The following is a 14,119-nucleotide window of genomic DNA, read 5'->3' as shown; positions in this document are numbered from 1 at the left end:
TTATGTTAACACGAAAATAAGGTGCGCACAAATAAAAATGGCTATAGGTAAAAAAACTTTAGCCTACAGCCATAATTGTAATACCTTATACTCTATTTCTAATCTTACTATGTTTTTTCGCGTATATAAAATAAATAAAAATACCTACAATAACCCAAACTGCAAAACTGATTAAAGTGGTTTTAGAAAGATTTAATGCTAAATATAAACAACTTACTATCGCAAGTATAGGTAAGAATGGAACTAACGGAGCACGGAACGGTCTTTTCAAATTAGGATGTGTCTTCCTTAATACAATTACAGCTATAGATACAAATATGAAAGCTGTTATCGTTCCCACATTCACTAAATTTGCCAACAAATTCAAGTCCAATAAACCTGCTAATACAGCCGCAAGAATACCCGTAATCCATGTATTAAAAAATGGTGTTTGATAACGTTTATGAACACTCGAAAATCTTTTTGGTAACAATCCATCTCGGCTCATCGAGTATGATACTCGAACAAATGCGAACATAGCAACTAACAGAACTGTTGTTAAACCAGCTATCGCTCCAACTGATAATAGACCAGCAATTCTATCCTCTCCTACAATACGCAGTGCATATGCAACTGGATCAGCTACATTCAGATCCGTAAATGGAACCATTCCAGTTAACACGAATGAAACACCAACATAAAGAATTGTACAAATGCATAAAGAGACAAGTAATCCAATTGGAACGTTACGTTGTGGGCGTTTCACTTCCTCTGCTGCTGTTGCAACTGCATCGAAACCTAAAAAGGCAAAAAATACAGTCGCAGCTCCTCCAATAACACCATGGTATCCAAAAGGAAGAAACGGCTGCCAATTCTCTGGCTTTACATAGTTTGCTCCTACAATAATAAATACTAAAATAACAGCCAGTTTAATAATAACCATTATATTATTTATACGTGCACTTTCTTTCACACCACGACTTAGTAAAAATGTAACAATTAAAATAATAATAACCGCTGGCAAGTCGATAATCCCGCCATTCCCCATCCCTGGTGCAGAAGCAATGATTGCCGGAATATGAATATTAAACCCTAGTAGCAATGACTGAAAATAGGCTGACCATCCCGCCGCCACCGCAGAAGTAGCTAATAAGTACTCTAACATGACACACCAGCCAACTATAAAAGCAAAAATCTCACCTAATGTCATATACGTATACGAATACACACTTCCTGAGACCGGGACTGTAGATGCAAATTCAGCATAACAAAAGGCTACACAAGCACATACAATTGCAGCTAACATAAAAGATAATACAATTGCTGGACCAGCATGTTTCGCAGCTACAATACCTGTTAATACGAAAATACCTGTACCAATAATTGCTCCAATTCCTAAAAGCGTTAAATCAATTGCTCCTAAAGTTTGCTTTAACACTTTTTTCTTTTCTTCATTCATTGCTTTCTTTATAAATAAACTCATTCGTAGAAACCTCTTTTTCAAAATTATCCCTTACTCATTACAATCTTTATTACTGTTGCTATTACACATTAATAATATTCATGCTTTACTTTCACTCCCTATATAGACTCCACAAATTACATGATTTAAAATCAGAAAAATCAATCTTCTAAAAACAAGCTTGTTAACAGGCTTGTTTTTAGAAGATTGATTGAATTTATCACAGGATTAATTATATTGTCAACAATATAATTAATTCACCCGAATTGAATAATTATAAATAAAATAGCATTCCAAAATATACGATACCACTCACGAACACTGCTGATTCCCATTTTAATACAATTTTCATTATTCCAAAATTCATTTTTATACATTTAACTCAATGTAATCCCCGTATGCAAACATGATAAAATTAGTCGATTTGTTATACAGAAATAACTATTCATCTTATTAGAGCAATTAACTTTCCTGCAAATTACAAACAGTATTTTCACTTAAGACAATAAAAAAAGCGCAGATGTTCATCTGCGCTTTATTCTTCCGCTTCAATTTCTGTACTATTATTATCGATATGTTCCTTTTGAGCTTCTTCTTGCAGCTCCGCTGAAATCATTCCATAATAAATTTCTGGATATAATCCAAATATTTGATATACACTACCTAAAAACGGCATCGGAATCCCTCATTTCTAAAGTTGTATTGTCATTCTTAAGGATTCCCTTTTCACTCATTATACATTCGTTTTTGGCACTTCTTCTTCATCGGGAACATGTAATATATTTTGCCATTTTTTATAAGGCGCACTATTTGGATCCACATACCCTTTCGCATACGAACGATCCCACAATTGTTTCATAAACATCTCTTTCTCTTTCTTCGCAACCATATCTGCACCTGTTCCGTAATAGTTTTGGAAATACAGCTCAATTTCATCAAGGAATAGCCTTAGCAAATCGTCAGATGTTTCTTCTAACGTCGGGTCATATTTTGCCTCACGGTCATACATTAAAATCATATCTAAAATATTATGAACATGCTCTTTACGTAGCCATCTTATATCTTGAGCGCCTAATACAAATGCATGTGTATATAAATGTCCACCTTGTATCATTGCCTTTTCTTGTTCTTCTTCAAATCGTGACAAGATGTTTTCATAAATAAACGGATTATGAAGCAATGCTCTGTGCAACTTATAACTTTCACTTGAAATATTTTTCCCCATCGACTGAATTAAAAAGCTACGGCCGACACCGTTATATTGATACACGAACTGCCCATCTACAGCCACTAGGCTAATCCAGCGATACATATACGCGTATAGAAGAGCACGATTACATTTATCGTAATCTAACTTTGTTTGCGTTGCATTCAAGTCTGGCATAAAGGCTGGTAAGTGCCAATATTTATCTAAATGCGGCGTCAAACTAGATTTTTTACTATTTAATTTGTTCACGCGGCGATAATACGATTGAAAATAATCACCTTTATCGTTCATAAAGCCATTCGCAATATGTCCAGATGAAAGCTTAGGAAAATCTTGTAGCGATAATCCGTAATGAGCACGATAACAAATCACTTCAAATGGTGAAAACGCCTCGTTTACCGTATCTTTTTCTTTAAACATTTCTTGCAATAACTCTTCTTGCAATTCTTGTTTTAAAGAAGGATGTACGCCCCAATATTGTAACTCTCTATGATGAGAAACTTTCGGAACGAACGGACTTGCTAAATGGAAAAGATCTTCAATTTTTTCACGAACGTATTCATCACGATCACGTTTCTTGAAATCTGCTTCTTTTCGCAATGCTTCAACGATATTAAGCTCTAGTTTGTCACGATAGCGCACTTGAAGTTCGTCATAACAATAACTCAATATATGTTCACGATAGAAGTCTTCCACCTTTTTCGACTGAATTTCTTCGGCTTTCGCATCACGACAATATTCCCCGTACAAGCTCATATAAATTTCGGCCGATATATCTTTCGGTAATACACCTAAATTTAAATGCTGCTGCATATCTTGCCAAATCTTTTCTTGCAATTTCTCTTCAGCTAATACGTATACATTCGTCGGGTTCGTTTTTCCCTCAAATTCCTTGCTTCGCTTTTCGATTTCAAACAATAAATTTTCACGTGTTTCGTGTAAATTATCAAAGAACCTTTCCCAATATTGAATCATTTTATCAACTGCTTGGTATAGCGATTGATACACGAGTTCTAATAACATTTCTTTACGATACTCACTTAATTTGTGGACATATTGCGTTACGATATCTTCAAATTCTTTTTTGAACACACGTTGCTGATTATTAATCATTTTTCCAAACCAGCCTTGTTGCTGCGCAATTTCAACGCGGCGAACAGCCGTTACAGTTCCATCAATATTACTCACATTAAATTTCTTATCGTAGTTTTGAATTAAATTACGCTTTTGTTCATTATTTTCATGTAGTCGATTCATCTTCTCTACTAATTGCTTACGAATTTCATACAGCATAAAACGTGCTGCAACTGGATGAACTGGATCCGTTTTCTTTAAAAACCACGTATTTAATTGGTAAGACTGTCCTTCTGAGCCACTCGGTGTAAAACGGTCTGATTCGATCATGTCATATAGAAGGGTAGTAACATGCTCATGTACACGGCTCGGAATGGCATAAGCATATAAACGAACCGCATGATCAACTCTCGCTACTTCCCCCTTCATTTGTTCCATCATTTTAAGCTTCGCAGCCGATATTTTGCACTCATGCTGCAGGCGGTTTAATTCCTCATCTTTTTGCACTGTACGGTGTACGTAACTCTCTACAGCATCTAAAAACAATTTTGATTTTGCAACACCGAGCTTACCACCCTCTGCCCCTTCACGTGTTTCATGATACATTTGTCTATAAAAAATATGAGCTTGTTCTGGCCGAGTAGCAAGATGCTCTAAGTCTTCTAAATAACTTTTCCCGCGCTCTGGCTTTTCACGCTGCATACCACGTTTGACATCTTGGTCGTATCTTTGCTTTTTTTCTTGAAACAGTTGATCTAAATGAAGCCAAGATTCATCTAAACCTTGCACCGCCCATTTTAAAGCACAGTATTTCAAAACGTGCTCATACGGATAAATGAGCTTCGCCGTTCCTGCTCCGCAATATCTCCCTTTCCCACTCGATTCTGCCAATTGCTGAATTTGATTATCTTCTTGCGCAAAATGATTTGCAGACATTGGACTGAATAACTGTAAATAAATCGTATTTGCCATTTGCTCCATATAATCCGATAAATTGTGCAAATGGTGCCCATGTAAATTTTCATAATCATATAAGAAACAATAATTGTACGGTAAATGATGCTGCTTTATCGTATGATTTGTTCTTCCATCTTCATCCACTTGATCAGGACGATATTCTAATTCAATCGTTACGCCGCCTCGTTTTGATAATTCACCAGTCGATCCAAGCGTAATAGCGTGCAACTCTTTTAACGATGCATAACCATTCGCTTGCACAGTTTCAAACTCTTTCGCACTAACCGTTCTCGTCTTAACTAAAACATCTGGCATTAAAAACGCACCGCGAATTAAAATGTTATGATGCTGCAATTTCTTCCGGAGCATCTCACGCAAATATAATGCGATTTGTAAAAACATCCCTGAGCCTGTTCCGCCGGCTAGTGATGTTACAATAATGACACGCACACCATATTCCGTCTGATCACTTGTAACTGGAAAAATCTTCTCGATTTCTTGCCAAAACGATGTGAGTTTATCTTCTTTCATCGCAGCACGTAACGCTAAACGTGAAATGACGCGTAACTGTCCAGCTCCTTCTGTTAACGGTTTATCCAGTATAGTCGGATCCATTGGGAACCACTCTGGAATCGTTGGATCTCCCGCAATATACTCTCTCGGCGTTTTACTCGAGCTCGTTTGCGTCTTAAACTTCCGAATATGATCAAATTTACTCAATGTATTCACATCTGTATCAAATACATGCATCGCTACCTTTTTACGACGCTCCTCAGGTAATCTTTCATATATTTGATGTGTGACAGTACTACCGATTCCACCTAAGCCAATTAAAATTGTTGGAACTTGTAATGTCATGTGAACCACCTTCCTATTCGTGCTTGTTTGAAAAAAAGGATAAAGAGGGCCACTCTGCCTCCGTCTCCCTTATACCTTATCTACTATTCACATTCGTACCGGTAAATCTCCTTACCATATCCTCTATCAATTACTAAAAGTTCATTTGGATACAGCGTCTTATGCTCCATTCCCACTTCTTCCTCTGTAATAAACATTCCATCAATAATCATCCCAACTACTTGCGATTCTTTCGCTACAAATATAGATTTCGATCCTTTTTTCGCTATTAATGTTACAGATTGCACAGTCTTTCTTTCTGCTCGGAATGGAATGCCAAAATAGTGCTTCCACCATTTATTTTTAAGTAACTCTGGTTCAGATTGATAAAGCCAATCTTTCGCTACTTCTTGATCCCATTCGTAATATAGTAATGCTTTCCGATGAAATCTCGGACGAACAATCCATCCTAAAATAATAATTCCTACTATTAAAAGTAATAAGGTAATAGGAATTACAAATTTAAAAACGAGCGCATACTTCTCAAAAAACGGCGCATTTTCAATGTGAAGTACAATCTTTTCCTTTACTTCTTGTAATGTTGAATCATTGATCGTGATGGTAGCCTCTACGGTGCCGGTATCTGTAAAATTGAATGTGTCGGAGTAATAAGGTCGAGGATAAACATAAACTTGACTACCATGCTGTTTTAATTCATAGTTGATCGATTGATTCGATGTGACACCAGTAGATTTTAATAGTTTCTTTACAGCCTCTTCTGTCATCGGTTTACCATTTAACTGGGGCTGTAAAATAAATGGTTTACTATTTTCTAAATTTGTTACCTTTTCTTCATAATCTTTCGTAACAGCTTGAAGTGTTAATTTTGGTTTTTCAGCTGGTTCAATCTTGAATTCTTTCGTCTGTCTATAAAATCCCTTTATATTCATATGGACTTTCCCACGTACTAACTCTTTACCAACCTTTGTCTCGTAATAAAACACATGTCTTTTATCATCCCACTTCATCGGATACTGCTTTCCGTCTATTTCTACTTCTGCTTCGAAATAAGAAGTTTGAATTGGTAATTCAGTAGGTTTCGCTTCAATAACAGCTGTCACACCTTCATACATTTTTTCAAGCGTTTTTCTATCTTTATCATCTTTGTCGTACGTAGAAACAGTATAATTAAGCGCTGGTTCAACAAGTACTTGTAATCCCTCTTTCTCAATGTCCTGATCCACTTCTATCGTATATGTCCCTGGCTTAATCACTTCCTGATTCGCTGTACTTACATGCACTATATTTCCGAATAATTTAGCTTCTCCTGGTGCATGTATAGAAAAAGAAGACTGCAATTGTAACGGTTTGGAAAGTTGCATAACTTTATAATTAGATAAAGAAGCTGATTGTCGTACAAGCGTCATACGCTTTAATGGAAACGGTGTTGTAATCTCTACTTTTTTCCCTACTATTTTCGTTTTGACAATCGATTCAACAGAAGAAAATGGATCACGATTTGCAACTAATGCTGCCACTTGATTCACACTTTGTACAATACCATCCTCACCGCCAGACGGCATGACAACTCCATTCATTTCTTTTTTCCAAATCTCTTTAAACGTATTTAACTGCTCTTTTTCTTGCTGCCCTAAATCCTCTTCCATCGTGATTAAGACTGGGTGTAAAGAGATCTTTTTAGAATCCATCTCTTTCTTAAACTGTGCTAACTTCTGTGTAATTTGTTCTTTTCCGCCAATCTTATCTTTCTCCAAATCATTAAATGCCCCGTCAGTTAATACAATAAGCCAAAATTCACGTTTCCCATCTATATCTGCTTCCTTCTCTATAGATTGCATCGCCGTTTCTACTGCGCTAAATGGAGTATTTAAATATGTTTTCCACGCGCCGATTCCATTAATTTCTGTTTGCCTTTGATCCTTTGTTAACGAAATGTTTAACGGATCATTTGGCTTACTCATTGGAACGTAAGAAAATTTATCTTTCTCATCTAATAGCGCAACTAAACTTTGCAAGGCGTAATTGGCATACTTCCAGCGATCGTTATTTCTCATGCTGCCCGAATCATCATATACAAGTGAAACGACCCTTTCCTTCGCCTCCTCTCCTTTTGCAAAAACTGAAAAAGGTAAACATATAAATAGAAACAACATGAACGTGGCACAAATTCGAATTTTCATGATGAGGCTTCGCCACCTTTGTAGACAAATTCCTATGTTTAAATTTATGAGGGGAAACAAGATATATGACTTGTATTTTAGGACAACGAACGAACCATAACTTTATTATGTAAATAGATATATAACTTGGTAATATTCCTTCTAGCATTTTCTATCCAATTATATAAGTAAAAAAGCCTGTTTAAGCTCCACCCTTAAAACAGACTTTTCCTACTTTTAAAATTAAAAACTCCTAACAAAAAGTTTGATTTTTAATTAGCACATCACTTCAATTGTATATCCTCCAGGTGCTTCGACATAAAACGTATACGCATGTGCATGTTTAGGCGGTTCGACTGAAAATCCGTCTTCCTTCAATCTTTGATTAATTTTATTAACTTGTTCTTCATTTTCTTGTGGAAATCCTACATGAAATGTTTTCGGATAATGAACTTCTTTCCCTTTCATTAAAGTTAATATAAACCCATCATTATCCCGCAAAACCGCAAAGGCATTCCCCCTTGTTCCACTACAAGTTAAACTAAAATATTTTTCTAAAAACTCTCTAGCAGCTGTTACATCTATAACTGTTAAATTAAGATGATTAATTTTCAATTCACTCGCCTTCTTTCTTAATTTTCTAACATTTTATCATATAAATAAAAAACACGCCTTTCACAGCGTGTTTCATTGCTTCACATATACCTCAACAATTGGATTATCTTTATTATCTGCATGTAAACGTATATTCTCTTCACCCGTATTATAAATGCTAGCTACCAGCATAACTGTTAACAAATTAGGGATTTTCCCGTCACTCCCATATTTTCGTTCAAGAGCTTCTGTATACTCGAAATCCAAATCACCCTGCACATATGTATACACTTCAAAACCATCTTCCAAATTACAAACTACTGTATCTATAATATCCGCTCCTACTTGCTTCTTCATTTCACCTCGCAATGCTTCTATAAATTCTTCCCAAGGAACTTCGTACGTCTGAAATTGATCTGTAGATTTCATTTCATTTCCTCCTCACTATATATCCTGTTCGTATATTTCCCCTTTCCTATAACAATTATGATAGATAGGTCATTCGTACAAGCCGCACTTGTCCCCCTTACATATCGTATTACTGTAATGGGGGAAGGAGGAAAGAACATGCATAGACAAAAATGTTATAATACATGCCAACGTTATTTCGGAAAAGTTGTTCGAATTGAAGATCGTGATGGTCATATCCATTTAGGAAAAATAATAGACGTGACAAATGATTCTGTTTGGATTGAGCCAGTACAGCAGCGTTCATCTTTTGATACAGGATTTGGATACCATGGCGCATATTCAAACGGCGGATGTGATATTTGCGGCGGTCTTAGCAGATGTGATAACTGTGGATTTGGATGTGGTGGTGGATTCGATGGTGGATTCGGTGGTGGATTCGGTGGCTGCGGATGTGGCCGTCGTGGTTGCGGCGGTTGTGGCTTTGGCGGTGGCTGGGGCCTTGAACTCGGATTTGGCTTTATTTTTGGAATTACTTTGGCTGCATTATTTTTCATCTAATATAGTAAAGAGTTGACTATCTTTAGCCAACTCTTTTTCTATTTTTCACATATAAAAATCCGATGCCCTAAAATATGTTGATACATAAGCAGTACTTGTTCGTGTTGCACCCACGCCTCATACAGTTCTTCCGGAATAAACGGTGATACATTCCACTCTGGCTCTTCCACATGTCCTGCAACTGTTTCTGCAATAGTTCCGCCACCCGCAATTGTAATTCTTTTAAAATTTGCTGCTTTAAATAAATGAATCCACTCATTCTCAGTTAATAATTCTTTCATACCGTATAACTGTCCAATCTTTTCCTCCTCTTTCTTCTCAATATGTTTTTCGGTAATCATTTCAATGACAACAAGCTTTCCATCCTTTTGTAATACACGATAACATTCCGAAATAACCTTTTCTTTATTTGTAAAAGCGAGTATAGATTCTCCAAGTACAAGCTCAAAAGAATCATTTAAACACGGTAACCCTTCTACATCGCCTTGAATCAATTGTATATTTAAACCATCAAACAACCATCTATCTTTCGCTTTTTGAATCATAATTTCATTCTTTTCAACCGCTGTCACTTTATAACCCAATTCTTTTGTCATATACGCCGCTGTTTTCCCCGTGCCGCAACCTATCTCAAGAACATTTGCTCCATGTCTAAGTGGCAATTGAGATAATAATTGTTTTGTTAACGTAAAACCACCAGGATGAGCACTCCCTATTCCGTAATAAGCTAGAAAATCGATGTATGTGTTTCGTTTCATGGAATTCTCCCTTTTTTATTTTATATATTCCAGGAAGGAAGAAAAGTGCATAAAAAAAGGGCGCATTACGCGCCCTCTCTTTTACTTATCTTCAGAAATATATGCCCATTTGTAGCTGTAATCTCCACCAACTGGATGGTGAATAATACCTTTTACTTTCGGTCTTTGAACAAGAGCATCACCACGTTGATATAACGGTGCAATTGCAGCATCTTCAAGTAACATTTTCTCAGCTTTCAGTAAGCTATCCCAACGCTCTTTCGTTTTCGTTAATAGCTCACCTTTACCTTTTTCTACAATTTCATCATATTTCTTATTTGAGTAACCAGTTTGGTTATGAGGTCCATTTGTAACGAACATATCAATGAATGTCATTGGATCTAAGTAGTCAGGTCCCCAACCAGCGTAAGATAAATCATAATCTAGATCTGATTCTAATTTTAATTTTTGTTTAAACGGTTGGTTTTTCAAATTCACTGTTAAGCCCGGTAAGTTCTTCTCAAGCTCTCCTTTTAAGAACTCACCTACTTTTTTCGCATTATCGCTATCGTAGTTTAATAGCTCTACAGTTACTTGCTCTTTTCCAAGTTCTTTTTTCGCTTTTTCCCAATGCTCTTTTGCTTTCTTCACATCTGTTTTTAAAATATCTCCGTTATCTTTACGGAAGTCTTTTCCATCTGGACTTTTCGCAAATTCTTTTGGTACTAAGTAATCTGCAGGTGTAGATCCGTCATTTAAAATTACATTCGTTAAGCCTTTTTTATCATATGCCATTGCAATCGCTAAACGTAAATCTTTGCTCTTTAATACTGTATCTTGATTACCACGTTTTTGGTTTAATCGTAAGAAGTACGTTGACGGTGTTTTTTGTGTAAAGAAATCTGGATTTGATTTATATTTGTCAACCATTTCAGATGTAAGTGCTGCACGATCGATTTGTCCACTTTCATATAAGTTGACACGTGTACCGCTATCTTTTACTACGTTAAAGTTGATTTCTTCTAACTTAACTGTTTTATTATCCCAGTATTGTGCATTTTTCTTTAACTTCCAACCTTCTTCATGTTTCCAGTCTGTTAATGTAAATGGTCCGTTGTATAACGTTGTATCTGATTCTAAACCGTATTTTTCTCCTTTTTCTTTTACGAATTTTTCATTTAACGGATAGAATGTTCCGAATGAAGTTAATTCTACAAAGTAAGGAACTGGATTTTCTAATTCTACTTCTAATGTGTAGTCATCTACAGCTTTTACACCTAACGTATCAAGTGGTGCTTTCCCATCATTAATTGCTTTTGCGTTCTTTAAATCAAACATAATGTATGCATATTCCGCTGCTGTACTTTTATCTACCGCACGTTTCCAAGCAAACACGAAATCTTTCGCTGTTACAGGGTCTCCATTTGACCATTTCGCATTTTTATTTAATGTGAATGTATATTTTTTACCATCATCACTCTTTTTATATGATTCAGCAACCCCTGGTGCTGCTTTATTATCTTTATCAAGTCGATATAAACCTTCCATTACGTTGTTTAAAGCAAGAAACGATACTTGGTCTGTCGCTTTTGTAGAATCCATAGATGGAATCTCTTGGCTATCTGTTAAATTAAGTACTTGCTTTGCTGCTAATTTCCCGCCTTCTTTTTCACTACTTTTCGGCGTTGTGTTCGTCTTTTCTTTTTCCCCTGATCCCGAGCAAGCTGTTAATGCCATACTCATTACTAGAACTGGTGCTACAACCGCTGTTAATTTTGTCATCTTTTTTCTCTTCATTTTTTTGTACCCTCCCCAATTATATGTACGATATTAACATTTAGAGATTCTCTATTAACTTTCGTTATCAGAAAATTCTTATTAATTAATATTCTACTATTTTTTTCGGTTTTGTAAAGTATTTTTGTGAATTTTCTAAATATTTATTTTTTTATGATAATAACTTGCTATTTTACTATTACTACTATATCAATTATCCCCCGTCTACTATATGTAAACATATCCCCTCTTATTCTTCTCTATTGCCATGTTCTATATTTTTCTCATCAATATGAAATCTCTGCTATCATTTATCTATCCAATTGTTGAACTCCTTTCTAATTTCCATGTGCCTTATTCTCTTATTCATACAAAAAAAGCATTTCATATTATTTCTTTCCGCCATCCTCAGTTACATACGCCCACTTAAAGCTATATTCTGGACTGATGTTGTGTTTCACAATTCCTTTTACATTCGGTTTCATTACATACGATCTTCCTGTTTGATATAAAGGAACTAACCCTGCATCTTCTTCAAGGAATAATTTTTCTGCTTTTCCTAACGCTTCCCAACGTTTCTTCGGATCAGACAGTAATTCATTACCTGCTTTTTGTACCATTTCATCGTATTTCGGGTTTGAATAACCCATTTGGTTATACGGGCTCTTCGAGTCAAACATATCAATAAATGTCATTGGATCCGCATAATCTGGGCTCCAGCCTGCATAAGAGATTTCATAATCTTGCGCTGACTCTAATTTTAATTTTTGTTTGAACGGCTGAATTTTCGTATTAATCGTTACACCTTTTAAATTTTTCTCAATTTGATCTTTAACATAATCAGCAATCTTTTTCGCAGTTCCATCATCATAGCTTAGTAATTCAATTGTAACTTGATCTTTTCCAAGTTCCTTTTTCGCTTCTTCCCATGCAGCTGCTGCTTTTTTCGTATCTTGTTTCAGACCATTTTTAAACGTATCTTGGTAATCTTTACCGTCAGGTCCTGTCGCAAGCCCTTTTGGAACCAATTGATCTGTTGCTTTTGATCCATTATTTAATATAACGTTTGCTAAGCCCTTTTTATCAACTGATAATGCGATTGCTTCACGAAGTTTTTTGCTCTTTAACGGTGTATCTTGTCCGTTACGCTTTTGATTTAAACGTAAGAAGTACGTACTTGCTTCTGAATACTCACCATATTCATCTTTGTTCGATTTATATTTATCTACAAATTCTCCTGATAGTAATGTAAAGTCAATCGATCCTGTATCATATAAATTTACTTTTGTAGCCACTTCTTTTACAACGCTGTAATTAATTTCTTCTAATTTCACAGTCTTATTATCCCAATACTTATCATTTTTCTTCAGCTGCCAACCTTGTTCATGTTTCCACGATGCCATTACAAATGGCCCGTTATACAATGTTGTATCTGCTTCTAAACCGAATTTCTCTCCTTTTTCTTTTACGAACTTTTCATTTAAAGGATAATATGACGGGAATGCTAATAAGTTTAAGAAGTACGGTACCGGTTTTTCTAATTCTACTTCTAGTGTATAATCATCTACAGCTTTTGCTCCTAATTCTGTTGCAGGTTTTTCACCTTTATTAATTGCCTCTGCATTTTTAATATAGTAGGCAATAAACGCATATTCTGCCGCTGTGTTTTTATCAAGTAAGCGCTGCCATCCATATACGAAATCTTTCGCTGTTACAGGATCTCCATTTGACCATTTCGCATCTTTACGCAGTTTGAACGTATATTTTTTACCATCTTCGCTTTTCGTACTTGATTCTGCAGCAGCCGGAATAGGCTTATTATCTTTATCAAGACGGTATAACCCTTCCATCGTGTTCCCTAAAATTTGTGCCCCTAACGTATCAGTAGATTTAGAAGTGTCCATCGTCGGAATTTCTTGGTTTTCCGTACGATTTAATACTTGCTTCGCTGCATATTTAATATCAGATTTTTTTTCTTCCCCACTATTAGATGTAGTAGTCGTTTTCTTCTCCCCACCTGAACCAGAGCATGCTGTCAATGCAACACTCATTGCTAAAACCGGTACTACAACCGCTGTTAACTTTTTCATCTTTTTTCTCTTCATTTTTGTACCCTCCCTAATTATATGTACATTACCAACCCTTGAGAGACCCCTTGCTAACAATTAGTTTTCTGAAAATTACAACTAATATTATTCTACTCTTTTTTTCGCATTTGTAAATAGTTTTGTTTTAAATATTCTGATTTTAATATTCGTAATTTAGTATGATTTATCCCCCATCTACTATATGTACGTACTATACCCCTTATGCTTCTCTATTTAACTGAACTAAAAATTAGTATTTT

The 14,119-nt window shown here is 35.7% G+C and carries 10 protein-coding genes; 1 reads left to right on the top strand and 9 read right to left on the bottom strand.

What is annotated here, in order from left to right; all coding sequences use genetic code 11:
• Nucleotides 1–85 precede the first annotated feature (85 nt).
• From bcaP to ABH955_RS00745, 6 genes are all read right to left on the bottom strand, one after another.
• Nucleotides 86–1,462 carry a branched-chain amino acid transporter BcaP gene (bcaP, locus tag ABH955_RS00770; RefSeq protein WP_002190355.1) on the bottom strand — a complete coding sequence of 459 codons (1,377 nt, stop codon included), beginning with the start codon at nt 1,460–1,462 and terminating at the stop codon, nt 86–88.
• 514 nt (nt 1,463–1,976) lie between these two features.
• Nucleotides 1,977–2,117, bottom strand: a complete 141-nt coding sequence (locus ABH955_RS00765) for a hypothetical protein (protein WP_002128471.1) — start codon at nt 2,115–2,117, stop codon at nt 1,977–1,979.
• A 57-nt stretch (nt 2,118–2,174) separates the two neighbouring features.
• Complete coding sequence (locus ABH955_RS00760) at nt 2,175–5,537, bottom strand: tubulin-like doman-containing protein (protein ID WP_404490801.1); 3,363 nt, start codon at nt 5,535–5,537, stop codon at nt 2,175–2,177.
• 83 nt (nt 5,538–5,620) lie between these two features.
• Nucleotides 5,621–7,717, bottom strand: coding sequence for a vWA domain-containing protein (locus tag ABH955_RS00755; protein WP_404490800.1), 2,097 nt, complete (start codon nt 7,715–7,717; stop codon nt 5,621–5,623).
• A 255-nt stretch (nt 7,718–7,972) separates the two neighbouring features.
• Nucleotides 7,973–8,311, bottom strand: a complete 339-nt coding sequence (locus tag ABH955_RS00750) for a VOC family protein (RefSeq protein ID WP_002087749.1) — start codon at nt 8,309–8,311, stop codon at nt 7,973–7,975.
• Nucleotides 8,312–8,383: 72 nt separating this feature from the next.
• Nucleotides 8,384–8,719, bottom strand: a complete 336-nt coding sequence (locus ABH955_RS00745) for a hypothetical protein (RefSeq protein WP_404456593.1) — start codon at nt 8,717–8,719, stop codon at nt 8,384–8,386.
• 138 nt (nt 8,720–8,857) lie between these two features.
• On the opposite strand from ABH955_RS00745, the gene ABH955_RS00740 reads away from it, so the two are divergent.
• The gene (locus ABH955_RS00740) at nt 8,858–9,259 is read left to right on the top strand and encodes a hypothetical protein (protein WP_002087750.1); all 402 of its coding nucleotides are present in this window, start codon (nt 8,858–8,860) and stop codon (nt 9,257–9,259) included.
• Nucleotides 9,260–9,297: 38 nt separating this feature from the next.
• Here ABH955_RS00740 and ABH955_RS00735 read toward each other — a convergent pair whose 3' ends face one another.
• The 3 genes from ABH955_RS00735 to ABH955_RS00725 all read right to left on the bottom strand — a co-directional run bounded on the left by ABH955_RS00735 (nt 9,298) and on the right by ABH955_RS00725 (nt 13,877).
• A complete protein-coding gene (locus ABH955_RS00735) occupies nt 9,298–10,017 on the bottom strand; it encodes a class I SAM-dependent methyltransferase (RefSeq protein ID WP_016092062.1) in 720 nt (239 codons plus the stop codon).
• Nucleotides 10,018–10,098: 81 nt separating this feature from the next.
• Nucleotides 10,099–11,793: a peptide ABC transporter substrate-binding protein gene (locus ABH955_RS00730; RefSeq protein WP_404490799.1), complete on the bottom strand. Its 1,695-nt coding sequence runs from the start codon at nt 11,791–11,793 to the stop codon at nt 10,099–10,101.
• Nucleotides 11,794–12,161: 368 nt separating this feature from the next.
• Complete coding sequence (locus ABH955_RS00725; protein WP_404490798.1) at nt 12,162–13,877, bottom strand: peptide ABC transporter substrate-binding protein; 1,716 nt, start codon at nt 13,875–13,877, stop codon at nt 12,162–12,164.
• Between the last annotated feature and the right edge of the window lie 242 nt (nt 13,878–14,119).

Source organism: Bacillus sp. RC240 (genome assembly GCF_044907945.1).
Taxonomy (GTDB): Bacteria; Bacillota; Bacilli; order Bacillales; family Bacillaceae_G; genus Bacillus_A; species Bacillus_A mycoides.
This window is presented reverse-complemented; position numbering and strand designations above follow the sequence as displayed.